The following is a 20,634-nucleotide window of genomic DNA, read 5'->3' on the forward strand; positions in this document are numbered from 1 at the left end:
TATAAGACACCTTCAAACTCTTCAATACCAAAAAACAAAGTTTAGGAGTTCCCCGGTCTATCGAAAATATTGTGTGAAATTGGCGGTGAAGAAAGCGTAAAATTTCAGACTGTCTGAGTGGAACGAGTTTCTGAAATTTAGCAATAATTTTTTAACTTTTTACGCTATTTTAACTCCGGCCTACTTTTCATGAATGTAGTAAAATCAAGAAAAAACTTAGTGTTGGATGTGGAGGATAGCCTAGTGGAGCGGTTGCTATCCGCAGGCCAAAGTTTTTTAGCAGCTTTTCAAATTCAGGAAAATAAGCCTAGATTTTTTTGATTCGTTTTTTTATCAATGAAAAAAATGAATATTACCAGTTGTTATCCCAAGGGGGAGTTCCTAAAATGTAGAAGGCCTGCAATAAATTTAAAGCTAGTTTCGTAAGCCTAGATTTTTACTTCAATGGCAAAAAGTAAAGCTATTTATGAAAATAAAATACTCGTTACTACATTTAAACAAATATTTGTTTATGGTTGAAAAAAACACTCCAAAGAAAAACCTACTGAACTTCCATATAAATAATGTAAATTTGTACCTTTAAAATAAAGAAGATGAATCCAAAAATTGCAGTTATAGGGCTCGGTTATGTAGGCCTTCCATTAGCCAGACTTTTCGCTACGAAATATCCGGTGGTGGGTTTCGATATTAATACAAAGCGTGTACAAAAGCTACAAGACGGTCATGACGATACCCTAGAAGTAGAAGATGATATTTTGCAATCCGTTTTAGTAAAAGAGAACCCGATAACCAATGGAAGTCCGAGTTCAGTTGAGAACGGTTTATATTGCTCTTCAAATCTAGAAGATATCCAACACTGCAATTATTATATTATTACCGTCCCCACTCCGGTAGATAAAAATAACCGCCCGGTACTAACGCCTTTGGTAAAAGCAAGTGAAACCGTAGGGAAGACCTTAAAAAAAGGAGATGTGGTGGTTTATGAAAGTACCGTATATCCTGGGGCGACCGAAGAAGAATGCGTGCCCGTGTTAGAAGAGACATCAGGCTTAACATTTAATCAAGATTTTTATGTAGGCTATTCGCCGGAACGCATTAATCCCGGCGATAAAGAACACACAGTAGAAAAAATTTTAAAAGTAACTTCAGGAAGTACACCTGAAATCGGCAAACAAGTTGATCAGTTATATGCTTCCATCATCACGGCAGGAACTCATTTGGCGCCGACAATTAAAGTAGCGGAAGCAGCAAAAGTTATTGAAAATTCACAACGCGATATCAATATCGCTTTTGTAAATGAGCTCGCCAAGATTTTCAATAAAATGGATATCGATACCCTGGCGGTATTAGAAGCGGCAGGAACCAAATGGAATTTTCTTCCCTTTAGACCCGGCTTAGTAGGTGGACATTGTATTGGAGTAGATCCATACTATTTAGCGCAGAAAGCTCAAGAAATCGGCTATCATCCCGAAATTATCTTAGCGGGACGGCGGATGAATGATTCTATGGGGCAATATATTGCGAGTGAGATCATTAAACTAATGCTTAAAAACGATATCAAGGTTAAAGGAAGTAAAGTGTTGGTGTTAGGGATAACGTTTAAAGAAAATTGTCCCGATGTTCGAAATACCAAAGTGATTGATGTAGTGCGAAATTTGGAAGAATATGAGACTCAGGTAGATGTATATGACCCATGGGCAAACCCAGAAGAGGTAAAACATGAGTATAACATTACCTCGCATAAAGAACTGGAACCGGACACGCATAAATATGAAGCCATCGTTTTAGCCGTTTCGCATCACCAATTTCTTAAGCTTGATTTAGAAAAACTAAAAGCCCCAAAAGCGGTAGTTTACGATGTAAAAAGCTTTTTAAAGGAAAAAATTGACGCCAAATTATAAAACTAGCTTTTAAACTGAAGCTTATTCATTAAGGTGTTTTTTTAGATTAATTTTTTAACAATACAGGAATAACTCTAAGTAACAGGAACGAAGCTGTCAGTTCGAGTATTTTAAACGGAATGTAATGTAGTTAAAAATGTATCTAGAACAGGGGTGAAATTTTAAAAAGAAAGACTAAAACAAACAAAGTTTAAGAGTTTTCCGGCCTATCGAAAATATTGGGTAAAATTGGAGGTAAAGAAAGCGTAAAATTTTAGGCTGTTTGACCGTAGGGAGTTCCTAAAATTTAAGAAGCAATCAATAAATTTAGAACTAGTTTCTTAAGCCTAGACTTTTTTGCTTCGTTTTTTTGCAATGAAAAAAATGAAGAATGAAATACTGGAAAAGAAGTGTACAATTAAAATTATTCATTCGCCCTCCAACATTCTACTTTACAAACTTTCAACATTAAAAATTATTCATTACGCATTATTCATTTTTTTAACTCTGGCCTATCGAAAATATTGCGTAAAATTAGCAGTGAAATAAGCGTAAAATTTCAGACTGTCTGAGCAACACGAGTTTCTGAAATTTAGCTTTCGAACAATCAATTTAGCAATACTTTCGTAAGCCTAGATTTTTTTGGTTCGTTTTTTTATCAATGAAAAAAATGAACAATTCATATTATCAATAAAAATCAACTTCAGAGATTCACAAACACTTAAACATTAATAAAGTGGGTGAGTAAAAAAGTAAATAATTCATTTCATCAATAAAAATCCACTTTAAATTCTCAATTCTGTTCTCGATACACTTTTTTCATTCTATTTCTAAAAAAAAAGCACTCGAACTGACAGGGTTTGCAATTTTAAATTAAACTAGCTAAAAGCTAAGACCGAATAATTTGGCTTATCGAAAATATTGGGTAAGATATTAAGTAGTATCGACCTATCTAAAAATAATTTAAAAATCAAGGAGGCAGCCTGGGCAAAAAGATAAAAAGCTGTTTGACGGTAGGGAGTTGTTTTTATCTGTGGTTGAGGGTTCCGTAGCATTTTCTTATTTATTTTTAATAAGTCTAGACCTTTTAGTCCATCCGACGATCACAGGGAGAGGAATGTATTTTTCCGGCTATGGAAATCCTTGATTCACGAATACTTAAACAATAATAAAGTGGGTGAGTAAAAAAGTAAAGGAATGAAACCTGTTACTACGTTAACAAAAAGATATTTCGACTCCGTTCCTCCGCTCAATAGAACAATAATCATCTATTCCCCCTTCGGGGGCTAGGGGGATCAAGTTCATTTCGAGCGCAGTCGAGAAACTTTCAACTTTTCAACATTCAAAATTATCCATTACGCATTATTCATTTTTTTAACTCTGGCCTATCGAAAATATTGGGTAAAATTGGCGGTGAAATCGAAGATTCACGAACTCAATAATGAAATAAAAAAGTAGTGAGTAATAAAGCGTAAAATTTCAGACTGTCTGAGTGGAGCGAGTTTCTGAAATTTAGCTTTCGAGCAAACAATTTAGCAATAGTTTCGTAAGCCTAGATTTTTTTGGTTCGTTTTTTTATCAATGAAAAAAGTGAACAACGTCAAAACTTGATTAACTCCATTGAATATTAGATGTCAGGTTCTCACCTGTCCCTTCGATGTATTCCTGTAATCTAAATGAAAGGAATAGTATCGAGAAGTTTTAAACTGCTGCCTATTTTTGTTATATTTTAGACATTAAACATTGTTCATTTCTAACCCCGACCTACCTATTTCACCTCGGCCTATAAAAAATAGCTCGTAAAATTTGAAGAGCAGGTACCGTAAAATTTCAGGCTGTTAGACCATAGGGAGTTGTTTTTATCTGTGGTTGAGGGTTCCGTAGCATTTTCTTATTTATTTTTAATAAGTCTAGACCTTTTAGTGCATCCGACGATCACAGGGAGAGGAATGTATTTTTCCTGCAATGGAAATCCTTGATTCACGAATACTTAAACAATAATAAAGCGGGTGAGTAAAAAAGTAAATAATTCATTTCACCTTGTTTCGTTCTGCATGACAATAAGCGATTGTCATTTCGAGCACAGTCGAGAAACTTTCAACTTTTCAACATTAAAAATTCATCATTATTCATTAAAAATTATTCATTCACCCTCCCACCTCCAACATTAATCATTAAAAATTACTCATTCAACATTCAACACTAAACTTCCCCCCTTCATACGAAGCATAAGTTGATAAAATTTCTTAGCTTGCACCAAATTTTAAATCCCTTAAAATTAAGCCTTAAAAGAGAATGCAGACGCACATAAAAAACATATGCTGTATTGGTGCCGGTTACGTGGGTGGCCCCACCATGGCAGTAATAGCAGATAAAAACCCCCACGTAAAAGTAACAGTAGTAGATATCAATGCAAAACGCATCGCTGCGTGGAATGATGAAGATGTAAGTAGCCTTCCGGTGTATGAACCCGGGTTGTCCGACGTAATTCAGCGAGCAAGGGGAAGAAACCTATTTTTTTCAACGGAAGTAGAGCAGGCGATCGATCAGGCAGATATGATATTCATTTCGGTAAACACCCCTACCAAAACCTATGGGAAAGGAAAGGGAATGGCAGCCGATCTAAAATATGTAGAATTATGCGCACGTCAAATCGCTTCAGTAGCAAAAACCGATAAAATTGTCGTTGAAAAATCAACCCTTCCCGTTAGAACCGCACAAGCAATAAAGACCATTTTAGATCAAACTGGCAATGGGGTTAATTTTCAAATTTTATCGAATCCGGAATTTTTAGCCGAAGGAACTGCGATTAAAGATCTTGAAGAAGCAGATCGCGTGTTGATTGGAGGCGAAGAAAGTGAAGCAGGCCAAAAAGCTATTCAAGCTTTAGTCAATATTTATGCCGCTTGGTTACCGAAAGAACGTATTTTAACCACCAATGTATGGTCTTCTGAATTATCAAAACTAACGGCTAACGCTTTTTTAGCGCAGCGGGTTTCTTCCATAAATTCGATCTCAGAATTATGTGAAGCTACGGGCGCGAATGTAAAAGAAGTAGCAAAAGCCATCGGACTCGATTCCCGTATTGGTTCAAAATTCTTACAAGCCTCGGTAGGCTTTGGGGGGTCTTGTTTTCAAAAAGATATTTTAAACCTGGTCTATATTTCAAAATCACTGGGCTTAACAGAAGTAGCTGATTATTGGGAGCAGGTCATTATCATGAATGATCATCAAAAACGACGTTTTGCCGAGAAAATTGTACAAACGTTGTTCAATACAGTGTCCGATAAGAAAATCGCCTTCTTAGGTTGGGCATTTAAAAAAGATACGAATGACACGCGTGAATCTGCTGCCATTTATGTAGCCGATCAGTTAATGGATGAACAAGCAAAGATAAGGGTGTTCGACCCAAAGGTTTCTGAGACGCAAATGCAAACCGATCTTAATTATTTAAATACCAGAAGCGAAGCAGAAAATGAAGCTTTGTTAAAGGCAACCGAAGATCCCTATCAGGCGTGTAAAGATGCGCATGCCATTGCCATTTTAACCGAATGGGATGAGTTTAAAACCTATGACTGGAAGAAAGTTTACGAGCAGATGAAAAAACCGGCTTTTATCTTTGATGGTCGACGAATTTTAGACCGAAAAGAACTGGAAGCGATTGGGTTTAGGGTTTATAGAATAGGAGAAAATTAGTTTTAAAAATTGCGTATGGAAAACAAAACAATATTAGTTACCGGGGCAGCCGGATTTATTGGTTTTCATTTATGTCTTAAGTTGCTAAAAGAGAACTATACTGTGATTGGTTTAGATAATATCAATGATTATTATAATGTGCAATTAAAATACGACCGACTTAAAGAGTTGGGAGTAGAGCAGGAAGAGGCTCAATATTTTAATAATTGGAGTACTTCTGCTAGTTATCAAAACTTTAGTTTTATACGCTTAAACCTAGAAGATAGAGAAAACTTACCTAAAATATTTAAAGAAAAGAGTATCACGAGGGTTTGCAATTTAGCAGCCCAAGCAGGAGTACGTTATTCTCTAGAAAATCCTGAGGCATATATAGATAGTAATATTGTTGGTTTTTTAAATGTCTTGGAGTGTTGTCGAAACTATAACGTAGAAAAACTGGTATATGCTAGTAGCTCCAGTGTATATGGAAACAATCAAAAAGTCCCTTTTTCCGAAAAAGATAATGTTGATCATCCAATCAGTGTCTATGCTGCAACCAAAAAATCAAATGAGTTATTAGCGCACACCTATAGCCATTTATACGGTATACAAACCACAGGCTTGCGCTTTTTTACCGTGTATGGTCCTTGGGGGAGACCTGATATGGCTATGTTTCTTTTTACTGACGCTATCTTGAAGGATAAACCCATTAAAGTGTTTAATAATGGTAACTTATCCCGTGACTTTACCTATATCGACGACATCATAGCTGGAGTAGAAAAAACACTTCTAAAACCTCAACCTGACGATAAAACTTACAGTCTTTACAACATTGGCAACGGCAATCCGGTTAAATTGCTCGACTTTATAGAATCCATAGAAAAAGAAATTGGTAAAACCGCTCAAAAACAAATGTTACCCATGCAACCCGGCGATGTAGAAAAAACCTGGGCAGACACCACTACTTTAGAAAACGATTTTAATTACAAACCTAACACGCTCATTCAAGACGGAATACGTAGTTTTGTGAGTTGGTATAAGGATTACTATAACTAAGATGAATAAAACAATTACAGTAAAAAAAGGAACACTTAATGGGAAAGTAAAAGTTAGTGGAGCGAAAAACAGTTCTCTGCGTTTATTAGCAGCTTCACTTCTTACTGATGATACAGTTGAGTTAAATAATTTCCCAAATGGGTTGCTGGATGTAAAAGTACATTTGGAGATGTTGGAAGTGTTGGGTAAAAAATACACTACCATAGAAGATGTAGTTATTATTACTGAAGATAGACAAAAAGTCTCTAACACCTTATTTTGGGAAGAACGTTCAATCAGAAATACATTACTAATTTTAGGTGCATTAACTACGCGTTTTGGCGAGGGTCGGGTGCCATTACCCGGCGGGTGTAAACTAGGAGAACGAAAATACGATTTGCATGTAATGCTTCTCGAAAAACTAGGCGCAAAAGTTTGGGAAGAGGATGATTATCTCTGTGCAAAAGTAAATGGGCGCCTAAAAGGAAGTGAAATTACATTACCCATACGTTCTACAGGAGCTACTGAAAATACGATACTGACTGCTTCTTTAGCAGAGGGCAAAACCACTTTATGGAATCCTCATATTCGTCCGGAAATCATGGACTTGATTGCTATGCTAACTAAAATGGGTGCCAAGATTGAAGTTTTTGGGCAAAAGTGTATTAAAATTGAAGGGGTTGAAAAATTAAGTGGTGTAAAGCATGCAGTTATACCCGATAACATGGAGGCACTAACTTGGGCAATAGGTGCGGTGGTAACGGGAGGCGATGTTGAAATACAAAACTTTCCATTTGAGCACTTAGAAGTTCCGCTTGTTTTTTTAAGAGAAAGTGGAATGAAGTTTTATAGAGGTGAAAACAGTTTGATTGTGAGAGGTGGTAAAGCTTATCCGGTAGAAATTAGTACGGGGCCTTATCCGGGGATTAATTCTGATATGCAACCTTTGTTTGCCGTATATGGCGCAATGAGTAGGGGTGAGTCGAAGATTGTAGACTTACGCTTTCCGGGACGTTATGGCTATGCGGAAGAGTTGACAAAAATGGGTATGAAGTACCAAGTAGAAGGAGATATGTTGGTAATTGAAGGGGGTTCGCCACTAAAAGGTGCTGCAGTTACAGCATTAGACTTAAGAGCGGGTATTGCATTACTATTAGCTGGCTTAACAGCTGAAGGCGAAACGACAATTCAAAATGCTTGGCAAATTGAACGTGGTTATGAAAATTTAGAAGGGAAATTGAATGCTTTGGGAATCAAAAATTACTAACCTAAAATGGCTTCATTTTTAAAAGACATTTTTAGGGTAGGTCTATCGAAAGGAGCTATGATCTTATTTGGTTTAGCTTCATCGATTATTACAGCACGGTATTTAGGACCGGAAGGCAATGGAGTTATTGCCGGATTACTAGTTTACCCTTCGCTTTTTATGACCATAGGATCTTTAGGAATAAGGCAATCTACAACTTATTACTTAGGAAAGAAGATATATACTGAAGAAGAAATTAAAACAGCCATTACACAAATTTGGATGTTATCTACTGTTATTTCAGTTATTGTTTGTTTTTTTCTAATGCATTATTTCAGTAAGTCGGGAACGAATTTATTATGGGTATTATTAGCTCTAGCACCTATACCCTTTAGTTTGTTCAATACCTACAACTCAGGTATTTTTTTAGGAAAAAATGATATTGGAACTTTTAATAAAATTAACTGGATTCCTTCGTTGATTAGTCTGTTAGCAATAGCACTCTTTGTTATGAGCTTAGGGTTAGGGGTAAGTGGTGCTTTAATTGCACAAATAGGAGGGGTTTTATTTATGTTTGTGATATTGCTTTTTAAAAATAGGTTTCTAAAATCTTTTTCACTTAGATATGACTGGATTATTATTAAAAAAATGTTGTCGCTTGGGCTTATTTATGCATTTGCTTTGTTTATTATTAATTTAAACTACAAAATAGATATTGTTTTACTTGACCAACTTAGTACAGCTTTTGAAATGGGAATTTACTCAAAAGGTTCAGGAATAACCCAATATTTATGGCAGATACCCATGTTATTCTCTACAATAGTTTTTGCAAGAAGCGCAGTTTCAAAACAAGATTCGGAATTTTCGCATAAAGTTGCTCAACTTTTACGAGTCTCGTTTATTTTAATTGGACTTGGTTCTATTACATTGATCTTATTATCTGAAATAATTATAGTAGGAATGTATGGTGAAGAATTTAGAGGTAGTATTACTGTATTAAATTATTTATTGCCTGGGATATTGATATTGACTATTTATAAAGTGATGAATATGGATTTGGCAGGTAAAGGGAAACCTTGGGTTTCCATATGGGCTATGCTTCCCGCGCTAATTATAAATATTGGAGCAAACTGGATATTTATACCAAAGTATGGAGCCAATGGTGCGGCCATAGCTTCAACTATTAGCTATACATTGGCGGGTTTACTATTCCTTCATTTCTATAGCAAAGAAGTACAGATTCCAATAATACAAATCCTGCACTATAAAAAATCAGATTTTGACCCGATCCTAAATCTCATAAAGAAAATTAAAAAATAAAATGAAGATTCATACAAACTTCGACTTAACCAACTATAACTCTTATAGCCTACAAGCAACTTGTAAAAGGGCTTATTTTCCGGAAAGCGAACAAGATGTTATTGATTTTTATAAATTAAAACAACCCTTTGTATTATTAGGAAGCGGCCATAATGTGATTTTATCTAAAAACTATTATGACATCAATTTCCTTATATTTAATGGTAATTTTAATTTAGTGACAGTACACGGGCAAACTATTGAAGCCGAAGCTGGGGTTACCATGTTGCGATTAAGTGAATTGGCATTAGAATACGGTTTAAGTGGCTTGGAGATATTTTATGATATACCCAGTTCATTAGGTGGTGCAGTAGTAATGAATGCTGGGGCGAGCGGTGAAGAAATTAAAGACGTACTTGTAAAAGTACGCTATTTAGATTTAGCTGATTTTCAAGTAAAGGAAATTGAGAAAGAAGATATCTCGTTTGAATACCGAAATAGTTTTTTTCAACGTAATACAGATAAGGTAGTTTTAAAAACTTCGTTACAGCTTCAACCGAAGCCTAAAGAAGAAATTAAAGAAAAAATGGAAATCATCAAAACGCAGCGTTGGGCAAAACAGCCTAAAGAGTTTCCTAACGCAGGTAGTGTTTTTAAACGACCAAAGGGTTATTATGTAGGTGCAATCATGGATGAATTGGGTCTAAAGGGGTTTACAATTGGCGGAGCAAAAATTTCTGAAAAACATGGAGGCTTTATAATTAATTATAATAAAGCTACTGGTCAGGATATATTAGATATAATTAAAGAAGTAAAAAAGCAAGTATGGGAAAGGTATCAAGTGGACTTGGAAGTGGAACAACGCGTCATATGAAAGTATTATATCTAATAAATGGGCTTGGGACGGGAAAAGGAGGCCACTTTCATTCGCTTAACCATATATCTAGGGAAATAGCTAAACTTAATCAGGTTAAAATAATAGTTTTAGGACCAGTTAGATCTGAAATAATAGAGGAGAATCCCTTTTTTTACAGGAGAATCAGGTTCAATGGATTAAATATGTGGAGTGTAAAAAATGAACTTGATTCATTTTTTAATTTTTTTAAGCCAGATATTATCCATTGTTTTGACGTAAGTGTATATAACATAGCTAAATTATTAGTAAACGGTAATAAATACAAGTTTGTTCTAAATAAATGTGGTGGTTCAAATCCTCCATATTTTCCTTACGTTGAGAATTTGATTCTTTTTAGTAAAGAAAATATGAAGTGGTTTGATAATCAGAATAAAAAATATGCAAAAAATATTTATTTAATCCCTAATAGAGTCAGAGCTGTTAATATTAAATCAGTGAAGGACGTTGAGAAAAATGAATCTTTATTTAATTTTGTTAGAATTGCTCGTATCGGAAATTCATATAAGAAAAGTATAAGAGATTCTATAAAATTAGTGAAAGAGCTTTCACGTTTTCGATCAAAAATAAAACTTTATATAATTGGAAGCGTAGAAGAAGAAAGTGTTTTAGTCGAGTTAAAGGAATATGCTGAAAATGCTAATGTGGTTTTTTTAACCGACGACAAGTACACTAAAGAAGCTTCTCAAATGCTGTATTTAGCAGACGCGGTAATCGGAACAGGTAGAGGGTTAATGGAGGCTGCTTCTTTAGCTTTGCCTGTACTAACACCGGCTTCGAATTCTAACTACCCTATCTTGATTAATAAAGATAATTTTGATAGTTTTTTTGAAACTAATTTTTCTCCAAGAAATATAGTAACAGATGAAGTAAATAATAAAAATTTGAGTAGTATAATTAAATTAATTGATAACATTGATTACAGAAATAAACAATCTAAATATTCTTTGAATTTATTTTTAGAAAAATTCGATGTTAAGCAAGTAAGTACAAAGTATCAAAATGTATATAATATAGCTATTATGAATTCTTATAATGTTCCCTTTTGGAAAAACATTATAATGAAGTTAAAGATATTACGAGTTTATTTTATAAATAGTTAATAAATTTTATATCAAGAATTCTATTAAATTATTAATACTTAACTATTTATTTATGAAAAACTTTATTTTTAGTTCTCAAGGTATATGTTATTTAATGTTGTTTTTAATTGTTTTATTTTATTCCCAAGGGGTTTTTTATCCATACGGAACACAAATATCAACAATAGCAGGATTTTTATTAATGATGATATCTGCCTTATATTTTTTATTTTTTAGAATAATTTTATCGAAAAAAACAATTCTTTTTGTAAAGGTTTGGACAGCCCTCTTAATATGTAATGTTTTATATTTTGCCTGGGATTACACAACAGTTGATTCCGCTAATATAATTAGCGTGCTCTTTAATATGCTGCCATTCTACCCCTTTTATATTTTTTCTCACAAAGGAATTTTGAGAAGAAAACATTTAAATTTGGTGTTTTTTATACTTTTATGTCTTTTAAGCTATAGGTTCATAAATGCAAATATAACCCTGCAGGATTTAAAAAATAGAGAAGATGTAATAGATAATACTATATATATGCTCTTAGGTTTACTTCCTTTTACATTTCTTTTAAAGAAAAAAATATTTTCAATCGTTTCTGTATTAATCCTATGGGTTTTTATAGTTCAAAGTGCAAAAAGAGCTGCAATTGTTGTAGGGGTGTTAACTTTAATTATTTTTTTTTATAATCAATTTCAAGGTATAAAAAAGATAGAGAGAAAAAGGGCCTTTTTAAAAAAAATATCCACTTTGTTTTTAATTTTATTTATAGGTATTTGGGGTTATGATTACTATAGTCAAAATGATTTTTTAGTAAAAAGAATTCAGTTAATGTTAGCTGGAGACTCGTCTGGAAGAGTTGATTTGATTGGAATAATATTTAATAAATGGTATAATTCGGATAATATTTTTAACTATTTATTTGGTAGAGGATTTCAATCCTCTTATAAATTTTCGGGTCATGCTTCACACAACGATTGGTTAGAGTTATTAGTCAGCTTTGGGTTATTTGGTATATGTATTTATATAGCACTATTTATTACCGCAATCAAATTTGTATTTAATAAAAGGTGGGTATATTTCAAAAGAAATTGTTTTATATGTTTAATCATACTAGGTTTTGTAGTTTCCTTAACTTCGAGATGGTATATGTCCTCATTTCCATATTCTCAATTTTTACTTTTACCTTATTTATTGACTACACGTGATAAAAATGAATAAATAAAGTAAATAACTTTCTGTGACTATAATAAATAGAAAATATGATTAATAGAATTTTAATAACCGTACCTACATTAGAAGGAGGGGGGATGGAGAGAGCCGCACTTAATTTTGCGATAGCCCTTAAAGAAAAGGGTTTTCTTGTTAAAATTTTTACAGTTTCAAATGATAAGGTCTACTTTGATATACCTAATGGTATTGAAATAATACATGGAAAAAAAAGAACCAAAGATATTTATTTAATACCAATATCTCTTTATAAATTAAGAAAACTAGCCAAATCATTTCAACCAAATATCGTTTTAAGTTTTTCAGGTAAAATAAGTCCTTATATAATTCTCGCTTTAGTGGGGGTAAAAACTTCTACAGTTCCTTTTCATAGAAGTAGCCCTTATGTGACTTATGGAAAATTAAATAACATTTTAAGTTCTCTCCTTTATCCGAAATGTAAAAGTATTGTAGTCCAAACGAGTGAAGCTAAATCTATATTTGAAGATAAATTTCAAAATAAAAATGTGATTGTTGTACCAAATCCTATTAGAAAATTAAATATTGATAAAAATACTGAAAAGCAAAAAATTATTATAAATGTCTCAAGATTGGTGAAAGGAAAAGGATTAGATAATTTAATTGAGATTTTTTATTCTATAGGTGACAAAGACTGGAATTTATATATTTTAGGGGATGGTTGTATGAGACAATCGTTAGAAGATCTAGTCGTTAAATTAAATATTCAAGACAAAGTTAAATTTTTAGGTTTTCAGAAAAACGTGGATTATTACCTTTCAAAGTCTTCTATTTTTGCTTTTACATCTGAATCTGAAGGTTTCCCCAATTCTCTATTAGAAGCAATGTGTGCTGGTGTTGCGTGCGTGAGCTTTGATTGTCCAACGGGGCCGAGTGAAATGATAATAAACGGTAAAAATGGATTTTTAATAGAAATGGGAAATAATAAAGAATTTTCAGAAAAATTAGAAAAATTAATGAATAATGAAGATTTAAGAAATAAATTTTCTATAGAAGCTAAAAAATTGAATGATTATCATAACCCCGAAGTAATTATGAGTAAATTTATTTCTGATTTACAAAAGAGGGATGTAATTGGGGATTATATATAATTCTAGTAGAAATTGAAAATTAAAAGAATAAATGTCTGTCAGTGTAAGTGTAATAATACCTTTTTATTCAAATGTAATATGGTTAAAGCAAGCAGTTCAAAGTGTTTTATGCCAAACTTATAAAAGTTTTGAAATTATATTAGTAAATGATGGTTCAAAGGAGGATTTAAAATTATTTATAGAAGAATATGGAAGTAAGGTTAATTACTTTAAAACAGTTAATAGAGGACCAGGACACGCAAGGAATTACGGTATAAATAAAGCAAGTGGTGAATATATTGCATTTTTAGATTCTGATGATATATGGTTGCCCAATAAACTTGAGAGTCAAATAGATTTTATGGAATCGAATGATTTGGAATGGACACATTCTTCTTACTCCATTTTTAATGATAAAAATTATAAAACAATCAAAGAAGTTAGAGTAGCAGGCTTTGAAGGAGATATCTTTATCAAAAGACATATTTCCTCGCCCATTGCTACTCCTTGTGTGATAATAAAAAGTAGTGTGTTTATCGAAAATAAGTCTTTTCGATTTTCAGAAAACTTGAGATTTGGACAAGATTCGTATTTATGGGGAATGATTAGTGATAAATATCCATTGGGTGCATTAGATGAGGTTTTAGTAAAAGTAAGAATAAGGGGTAGTAATGCAGGGAGAAGAGCAAGAGTGCAGCTGCAATCCAGAGCTAATACCTGGACTAAAATATTAGAAAATAGAAAAAAAAGAGATTATAGGTACTTGAATTTTCCCGCTATACCTCTTTTTTTATTTAATCTTTCATTTTGCTTCAATAGCCTTATTGGGTTTTTAGAAAAAAAAATTTCTTTGAATCCAAAAATATCGGAATTGTTGTCGAAAGTATTGTACGCACCTATTTATGTTAGTTTTAAAATTTATAACACAACACTAAAATGAAAATTAAAGATAAAACCCTGCTTATTACTGGTGGTACCGGTTCTTTCGGTAATGCAGTATTAAAACGTTTTTTGCATACTGATCATTTTTCAGAAATACGTATTTTCTCAAGAGATGAGAAAAAACAAGATGATATGCGTAAGGTACTTAGAAACGATAAGCTTCGTTTTTATATTGGAGATGTTCGAAATTACAATAGTATTGAAGGTGCTATGAGAGGGGTTGATTATGTGTTTCATGCTGCAGCTTTAAAACAAGTACCCTCTTGTGAGTTTTTCCCGTTAGAAGCTACCCGAACCAATGTTTTAGGCACCCAAAACGTAATTGATGCAGCTGCTTTTAATAAGGTTGAAAAAATTATTTGCTTGAGTACCGATAAAGCAGCTTACCCAATTAATGCGATGGGTATTTCAAAGGCACTTATGGAAAAAGTGGCTGTGGCGGCATCTCGAAACCTCAAGAAAACAACGGTGTGCCTAACCCGATATGGGAATGTAATGGCTTCTAGAGGGTCTGTTATCCCTTTATTTTTACAACAAATTCAAGAAGGTAAAGAAATAACTATAACTGATCCTAAAATGACCCGCTTTTTGATGTCTCTAGATGATGCTGTAAAATTGGTATTGTTTGCTTTTGAAAATGGAAACCCGGGAGATTTATTTGTGAATAAAGCACCAGCGGGTACCATTGGAGATTTAGCACAAGCCTTAAAGGAATTATGCAAATCAGATAACCCAACCAAAATAATAGGAACTCGTCATGGGGAAAAGCTATATGAAACGCTTTGTACCCGTGAGGAAATGATTAAAGCAGAAGATATGGGTGATTTTTACAGAATACCGGCTGACAATCGAGATTTAAATTATGACCAGTATTTTTCGGAAGGAGAAGAAGCTATTTCAGCTATTGAAGATTACAATTCGCATAATACAGAACAGCAAGATGTGGAAGGGATGAAAAAACTTCTCAAAAGTTTACTCATTGTTCAGGAAATGATGAAATAAATACCTAACGTATTAAAAATTAAATTGAAATTCTATTATGAAAATTCTCATCACAGGTTCAAAGGGCTTTATCGGAAAAAATCTCGTGGCAGAACTTTATAACATAAAAGAAGGAAAAGTAAAGCATAAAGGATTACTTTCGGCAATAAGTATTTTGGAGTTTGGTAGAAATACAGATCCTGAACTATTAGATGTTTACTGCAAAGAAGCAGATTTTGTGTTTCATTTAGCTGGGGTTAACAGACCCAAGGAGCAAAGTGAGTTTATGGAAGAGAATTATGGATTCACGAGCAAAATCCTTTCACTCCTAAAAAAACACAACAACACCTGCCCGGTCATGATTTCTTCTTCTATTCAGGCTGAGCTAGATAACCCGTATGGCAAATCAAAAAAAGCAGGGGAAGACTTGCTCATTAATTATAGCAAAGAAACAGGAGCTAAGGTGTTGATCTACCGGTTTCCTAATGTGTTTGGCAAATGGTGTAAACCTAACTATAACAGTGCCGTGGCTACTTTTTGCCACAATATTGCCCACGGCTTACCTATTCAAGTGAATGATTCCAATGTGGTGCTGACTCTGGTATATATCGATGATGTGATACAGGAACTTGTCAACGCACTGGTTGACGAGACAAATCAACAAGGCAGTTACTGTAAAGTCGCAGTTGAGCACAGCATTAAATTAGGAGAAATTGTGGCATTAATTGAATCATTCAAAGAAAGCCGTTCAAGCTTGCAGGTTCCCAATTTATCAGAGGCACTTACCAAAAAACTATATTCCACCTACCTGAGTTATTTACCGGAAGATCAATTTTCATACCCTTTAAAAATGAATGCAGATGACAGAGGTTCGTTTACAGAATTTTTAAAATCATCGGATAGAGGGCAAGTGTCTATAAATATTTCAAAACCGGGCATCACCAAAGGGAATCATTGGCATCATACCAAAAACGAAAAATTTTTAGTGGTTTCAGGAAAAGGAGCTATTCGGTTTAGACGTGTAGATGAACCTTCAGAAGTCATTGAATATATAGTTTCGGGAGAGAAATTGGAAGTGCTGGATATCCCCGTTGGTTATACGCATAATATTGAAAATATGGGAGATACTGACATGGTAACCGTAATGTGGGTCAATGAAATTTTTGACCCGGAGCGACCGGACACGTATTTTGATAAGGTTTAACTAAAGCAAAGATGCGCATGCAACCAACATTAATCAACGGAGGCAAACATAAAGACGAACGGGGGGAACTTCAATTCAATAATGATTTTGATGCCACCAAAGTCAAACGCATATACACCATTGAAAATGTAGATACCTCTTTTGTAAGAGCCTGGCAAGGTCATTCTATTGAAACAAGATGGTTTTCTGCTTTAAAAGGACGATTTCAAATAAAGCTGATTCAAATTGATAATTGGGAACAGCCCAATCCCAATTCAAAAGTGCTTAGCTTTGAGGTAACTGATGAGGGACTAGATATATTATATGTGCCTCCGGGCTATATAAGCAGTATTCAGTCTTTGGAGGAAGGTGCCAAACTTTTAGCCATGGCAGATTATCAATTGGGAGAAGTGAATGACGAATATAGATTCGACAGAAATTATTTTACAAGTTAACAATGAACAACTCATGAAAAAATTGATAGTAATGACGGTGGTGGGAACCCGACCTGAAATTATACGTTTATCCCGAGTATTAGCAGCTTTGGATCAATCTGAAGCGATAGAACATATCTTAGTCCATACCGGACAAAATTATGACTATGAATTAAATGAAGTCTTTTTTGAGGATTTAGGGATAAGAAAGCCCGATTATTTCTTAGAAGCGGCGGGTAAAACCGCCACAGAAACAGTGGGGAATATCTTGATAAAGGTAGATCCCTTATTGGAACAAGTGCAGCCGGAAGCTTTTTTAGTGTTGGGGGATACTAATTCTTGTCTATGTGCGATACCGGCTAAAAAAAGAAAAATACCGATCTTTCATATGGAAGCCGGGAACCGTTGTTTTGACCAACGCGTACCGGAAGAGACCAATCGGAAAATTGTGGACCATGTAAGCGATATTAACTTGACCTATAGCAACATTGCAAGAGAATATTTGTTACGCGAAGGTTTACCGGCCGATCGTATTATAAAGACCGGTTCTCCGATGTATGAGGTTTTGCATCATTACTTACCGGAGATTAAACAATCTACGGTGCTTGAAAACTTAACCTTGCAACAAGGAGAGTATTTTGTGGTATCGGCACATCGGGAGGAAAATATCAATACCGATAAAAACTTTAAGGGATTAATTGAGAGTTTAAATTCGATTGCAGAGAAGTATCAATACCCAATCATTGTATCAACGCATCCTCGGACACGAAATATGATTGAACAAAAAAAGGTGAAGGTACATTCATTGGTACGTTTTTTAAAACCTTTAGGCTTTCATGATTATAATGCCTTGCAAGTAAATGCCTTTGCTGTTTTATCAGATAGCGGTACCATTTCTGAAGAATCTTCTATTCTTAACTTTAGAGCCTTAAATATTAGAGAGGCGCATGAACGCCCCGAAGCGATGGAAGAAGCTTCGGTAATGATGGTAGGTCTGCAACCGGAACGTATCCTACAAGCCTTATTACAAGTACAAGGACAAGAAGTAAAGACCAAAAGAAATTTTAGAGAAGTATCGGATTACAGCATGCCGAATGTGTCAGAAAAAGTAGTCCGCATTATATTGGGCTATACGGATTATATCAATAGAGTAGTATGGCAAAAACCTCAATAAATGAATGTGTTATTTTTAACGATGGCGGGGATTACCACGCTCGACAAACGTGGTATTTATCAGGATTTACTGAATGAGTTAGTAGAACGTGGCCATAATGTATATATAGTAGCACCAGTGGAAAGGAGATTAAAACAATCTACTAGGGTAAAAAAACAAGGCAAAGCAACTATCCTTAATGTGAAAACGATGAACCTGACCAAATCTTCTTTAATAGAAAAAGGGGTCGGACAAGTGATGGTTGAAAGTCAATATCTAAAATCTATCAAAAAATACCTTAAAGGCAAAAGATTTGATTTGGTATTGTACTCAACACCCCCCATCACCTTTACGAAAGTAGTTCAATACATCAAAAAGCGTGATAATGCGTATGCTTATTTATTATTAAAAGACATTTTCCCACAAAATGCCGTGGATATGAGATTTATAAAAAAAGGAAGCTTGCTGCACCGTTATTTTAAGAAGAAAGAGAAGCAACTTTATAAAGTTTCTGACACCATAGGTTGTATGTCTGAAGCTAATAAAGAGTTTATTTTAAAACATAATCAGGAGGTGCATGAAGATAAGGTGGAAATTAACCCTAATACCATCAACCCTGTTTTTATTAAGTATACAGTTGCTGAGAAAAAAGCAATACGGGAAAAATATAACATACCAGCAGATAAAAAAGTGTTTGTATATGGGGGGAATTTAGGGATTCCTCAGGGTGTTGATTTTTTGATACAGACAATTTCAGCAATCCCAACCAAGCAAGCACATATTCTTGTAGTGGGTACAGGGACACAATACAATAAATTGGCTGATTGGTTTAAAAGCAACAGGTCACCACAAGCTACGCTGCTTTCGGGCTTACCTAAAGACGAATATGACAAGTTACTGGCAACCTGTGATGTGGGAATGATTTTTTTGGATAAACGATTTACAATTCCTAATTTTCCCTCCAGGCTTTTGTCCTATCTAGAGATGAAAAAACCAGTGCTTGCAGCAACTGATGTAAATACGGATATTGGAAAGGTGATTGAAAATGCAAAATGTGGCTATTGGGTAGAAGCCGGTAACCTTACTACTATGCAGCAAAAAATAAATCAATTATGTAGTGATGACTTAACTGCAATGGGACAGAGAGGTTGGGACTTATTGCATAAATATTATTTGGTAGAACGTAGTTGTCAATTAATTGAAAAGAAAATTAATGTATAAAAATTTCCTCAAACCCCTTATTGATTTTATCGCCGCGCTTATAGGTTTAGTCCTTCTAAGTCCAATTTTTATAATCGTTTGGATAGGGTTGGCGATTGCGAATAACGGCAAACCCTTTTTTTTTCAACGTCGTCCAGGTAAAAACGAACGTATTTTCAGCATCATCAAATTTAAAACGATGAATGATAAAAAAGATAAGCAAGGGAATTTACTCTCGGATGCCAAGCGTTTAACCCGTATTGGTAAATTTGTACGTAAAACCTCCCTCGATGAAATACCACAGCTACTAAATGTGTTAAAAGGGGATATGAGTTTAGTGGGACCTCGACCTTTGTTACCGGAATATATACCCTTATATACCATCGAACAAAAAAAGCGACATAAAGTGCGCCCGGGCATTACGGGTTGGGCACAAGTTAATGGAAGAAATGCAATTTCTTGGACTAAAAAATTCGAATATGACGTATGGTATGTAGAACATATTAGTTTTTTGCTGGATATAAAAATACTTTTTAAAACAATAAAAAAGGTATTTATTTCTGAAGGGATTAATACAGAGGGACAAGCTACCACTGAATCGTTTACGGGGAGAAATTAAATTAATTAGTATGGAAAAAATTGTAATTGTAGGAGCTGGAGGTTTTGGGAGAGAAGTGAAAATGCTCATTGATCAAATAAATAATGCTAACAGTACACCGCTATATGAGATTGAAGGTTTTTACGATGATGCTGAAGGTTTGCCTAATCTTATTAATGGTATTCCTCTACTAGGTTCTTTAAAGAATTTGAGTGAAAGAAATGATTTAATAAGTGTAGCTTTAGGAGTGGGTATTCCAAAAGTAAAAAAAGAAATAGCTCTATCATTAAAAAATAAAAATTTCCGATTTCCCACCTTAATCCATCCGAATGTCTACATGGGGGATGAAGTAAATATAGGGAAGGGTTCAATTATCTGCGCAAACAACATTATAACGTGTAATATTAATATGGAGAATTTTGTTACATTAAACCTTAGCTGTACAACGGGCCATGATACTTTTATAGGTGACTTTTGTTCATTCATGCCTTCGGTGAATATCTCAGGCGAGGTAAAAATAAAAGAAAGTGTATACGTGGGTACAGGGGCAAAAATAATTAACCAACTAGAAATAGGTGAGAATACAACAATAGGAGCTGGGGCTGTTGTAGCAAAGTCTTTGCCTGCTAATTGTACTGCAGTCGGTATTCCTGCTAAGCCTATAAAATTCCATTAGTGATCTGTACTGTGT

General features: G+C 34.2%; 17 protein-coding genes. All 17 read left to right on the plus strand.

All coding sequences use genetic code 11. The features are described from left to right. Positions 1-593: 593 nt before the first annotated feature. Positions 594-1,901, plus strand: a complete 1,308-nt coding sequence (locus ACFFGL_RS11285; RefSeq protein WP_309729518.1) for a nucleotide sugar dehydrogenase — start codon at positions 594-596, stop codon at positions 1,899-1,901. 2,274 nt (positions 1,902-4,175) lie between these two features. Next, positions 4,176-5,576: a nucleotide sugar dehydrogenase gene (locus ACFFGL_RS11290; protein ID WP_309729520.1), complete on the plus strand. Its 1,401-nt coding sequence runs from the start codon at positions 4,176-4,178 to the stop codon at positions 5,574-5,576. 15 nt (positions 5,577-5,591) lie between these two features. Continuing rightward, positions 5,592-6,611 carry an NAD-dependent epimerase gene (locus ACFFGL_RS11295; protein WP_309729523.1) on the plus strand — a complete coding sequence of 340 codons (1,020 nt, stop codon included), beginning with the start codon at positions 5,592-5,594 and terminating at the stop codon, positions 6,609-6,611. Between the two features lies 1 nt (position 6,612). Then, positions 6,613-7,857, plus strand: a complete 1,245-nt coding sequence (murA, locus tag ACFFGL_RS11300) for a UDP-N-acetylglucosamine 1-carboxyvinyltransferase (protein ID WP_309729526.1) — start codon at positions 6,613-6,615, stop codon at positions 7,855-7,857. A 6-nt stretch (positions 7,858-7,863) separates the two neighbouring features. Then, complete coding sequence (locus ACFFGL_RS11305) at positions 7,864-9,156, plus strand: flippase (protein WP_309729530.1); 1,293 nt, start codon at positions 7,864-7,866, stop codon at positions 9,154-9,156. A 1-nt stretch (position 9,157) separates the two neighbouring features. After that, positions 9,158-10,009 carry a UDP-N-acetylmuramate dehydrogenase gene (gene murB / locus ACFFGL_RS11310; protein WP_309729533.1) on the plus strand — a complete coding sequence of 284 codons (852 nt, stop codon included), beginning with the start codon at positions 9,158-9,160 and terminating at the stop codon, positions 10,007-10,009. Beyond that, positions 9,961-11,151 carry a glycosyltransferase family 4 protein gene (locus tag ACFFGL_RS11315; RefSeq protein WP_309729536.1) on the plus strand — a complete coding sequence of 397 codons (1,191 nt, stop codon included), beginning with the start codon at positions 9,961-9,963 and terminating at the stop codon, positions 11,149-11,151. Before murB ends, ACFFGL_RS11315 begins: the two co-directional genes overlap by 49 nt. A gap of 52 nt (positions 11,152-11,203) precedes the next feature. Then, positions 11,204-12,355 carry an O-antigen ligase family protein gene (locus tag ACFFGL_RS11320; protein ID WP_309729538.1) on the plus strand — a complete coding sequence of 384 codons (1,152 nt, stop codon included), beginning with the start codon at positions 11,204-11,206 and terminating at the stop codon, positions 12,353-12,355. 41 nt (positions 12,356-12,396) lie between these two features. Next, entirely contained in the window at positions 12,397-13,473 is a 1,077-nt protein-coding gene (locus ACFFGL_RS11325) for a glycosyltransferase family 4 protein (protein ID WP_309729541.1), read from the plus strand. A gap of 31 nt (positions 13,474-13,504) precedes the next feature. Then, complete coding sequence (locus tag ACFFGL_RS11330) at positions 13,505-14,392, plus strand: glycosyltransferase family 2 protein (RefSeq protein ID WP_309729544.1); 888 nt, start codon at positions 13,505-13,507, stop codon at positions 14,390-14,392. Beyond that, positions 14,389-15,396, plus strand: coding sequence for a polysaccharide biosynthesis protein (locus ACFFGL_RS11335; protein WP_309729547.1), 1,008 nt, complete (start codon positions 14,389-14,391; stop codon positions 15,394-15,396). Before ACFFGL_RS11330 ends, ACFFGL_RS11335 begins: the two co-directional genes overlap by 4 nt. Before the next feature lie 37 nt (positions 15,397-15,433). After that, positions 15,434-16,579, plus strand: a complete 1,146-nt coding sequence (locus ACFFGL_RS11340) for a capsular polysaccharide biosynthesis protein CapF (protein ID WP_309729550.1) — start codon at positions 15,434-15,436, stop codon at positions 16,577-16,579. A gap of 17 nt (positions 16,580-16,596) precedes the next feature. Continuing rightward, positions 16,597-17,013 (plus strand): WxcM-like domain-containing protein, encoded by a 417-nt coding sequence (locus tag ACFFGL_RS11345; RefSeq protein WP_309729552.1) that lies wholly within the window; start codon positions 16,597-16,599, stop codon positions 17,011-17,013. Between the two features lie 13 nt (positions 17,014-17,026). Beyond that, complete coding sequence (gene wecB / locus ACFFGL_RS11350; RefSeq protein WP_309729801.1) at positions 17,027-18,166, plus strand: non-hydrolyzing UDP-N-acetylglucosamine 2-epimerase; 1,140 nt, start codon at positions 17,027-17,029, stop codon at positions 18,164-18,166. After that, on the plus strand, positions 18,167-19,366 hold the full coding sequence (locus ACFFGL_RS11355; protein ID WP_309729555.1) for a glycosyltransferase family 4 protein: 1,200 nt from the start codon (positions 18,167-18,169) through the stop codon (positions 19,364-19,366). Further along, positions 19,359-19,964 (plus strand): sugar transferase, encoded by a 606-nt coding sequence (locus ACFFGL_RS11360; protein WP_309729558.1) that lies wholly within the window; start codon positions 19,359-19,361, stop codon positions 19,962-19,964. Before ACFFGL_RS11355 ends, ACFFGL_RS11360 begins: the two co-directional genes overlap by 8 nt. Positions 19,965-19,974: 10 nt before the next feature. Then, positions 19,975-20,619: an acetyltransferase gene (locus ACFFGL_RS11365; RefSeq protein ID WP_309729562.1), complete on the plus strand. Its 645-nt coding sequence runs from the start codon at positions 19,975-19,977 to the stop codon at positions 20,617-20,619. The last annotated feature ends 15 nt before the right edge of the window (positions 20,620-20,634 follow it).

Source organism: Mesonia maritima (assembly GCF_042433895.1).
GTDB classification, from domain to species: domain Bacteria; phylum Bacteroidota; class Bacteroidia; order Flavobacteriales; family Flavobacteriaceae; genus Mesonia; species Mesonia maritima.

Excerpts from the sequence above, each read along its gene's own strand:
- ACFFGL_RS11285 (WP_309729518.1), top strand. The coding sequence starts at position 594 with ATGAATCCAAAAATTGCAGTTATAGGGCTCGGTTATGTAGGCCTTCCA.
- ACFFGL_RS11290 (WP_309729520.1), top strand. The coding sequence starts at position 4,176 with ATGCAGACGCACATAAAAAACATATGCTGTATTGGTGCCGGTTACGTG.
- ACFFGL_RS11295 (WP_309729523.1), top strand. The coding sequence starts at position 5,592 with ATGGAAAACAAAACAATATTAGTTACCGGGGCAGCCGGATTTATTGGT.
- murA (WP_309729526.1), top strand. The coding sequence starts at position 6,613 with ATGAATAAAACAATTACAGTAAAAAAAGGAACACTTAATGGGAAAGTA.
- ACFFGL_RS11305 (WP_309729530.1), top strand. The coding sequence starts at position 7,864 with ATGGCTTCATTTTTAAAAGACATTTTTAGGGTAGGTCTATCGAAAGGA.
- murB (WP_309729533.1), top strand. The coding sequence starts at position 9,158 with ATGAAGATTCATACAAACTTCGACTTAACCAACTATAACTCTTATAGC.
- ACFFGL_RS11315 (WP_309729536.1), top strand. The coding sequence starts at position 9,961 with ATGGGAAAGGTATCAAGTGGACTTGGAAGTGGAACAACGCGTCATATG.
- ACFFGL_RS11320 (WP_309729538.1), top strand. The coding sequence starts at position 11,204 with ATGAAAAACTTTATTTTTAGTTCTCAAGGTATATGTTATTTAATGTTG.
- ACFFGL_RS11325 (WP_309729541.1), top strand. The coding sequence starts at position 12,397 with ATGATTAATAGAATTTTAATAACCGTACCTACATTAGAAGGAGGGGGG.
- ACFFGL_RS11330 (WP_309729544.1), top strand. The coding sequence starts at position 13,505 with ATGTCTGTCAGTGTAAGTGTAATAATACCTTTTTATTCAAATGTAATA.
- ACFFGL_RS11335 (WP_309729547.1), top strand. The coding sequence starts at position 14,389 with ATGAAAATTAAAGATAAAACCCTGCTTATTACTGGTGGTACCGGTTCT.
- ACFFGL_RS11340 (WP_309729550.1), top strand. The coding sequence starts at position 15,434 with ATGAAAATTCTCATCACAGGTTCAAAGGGCTTTATCGGAAAAAATCTC.
- ACFFGL_RS11345 (WP_309729552.1), top strand. The coding sequence starts at position 16,597 with ATGCAACCAACATTAATCAACGGAGGCAAACATAAAGACGAACGGGGG.
- wecB (WP_309729801.1), top strand. The coding sequence starts at position 17,027 with ATGAAAAAATTGATAGTAATGACGGTGGTGGGAACCCGACCTGAAATT.
- ACFFGL_RS11355 (WP_309729555.1), top strand. The coding sequence starts at position 18,167 with ATGAATGTGTTATTTTTAACGATGGCGGGGATTACCACGCTCGACAAA.
- ACFFGL_RS11360 (WP_309729558.1), top strand. The coding sequence starts at position 19,359 with ATGTATAAAAATTTCCTCAAACCCCTTATTGATTTTATCGCCGCGCTT.
- ACFFGL_RS11365 (WP_309729562.1), top strand. The coding sequence starts at position 19,975 with ATGGAAAAAATTGTAATTGTAGGAGCTGGAGGTTTTGGGAGAGAAGTG.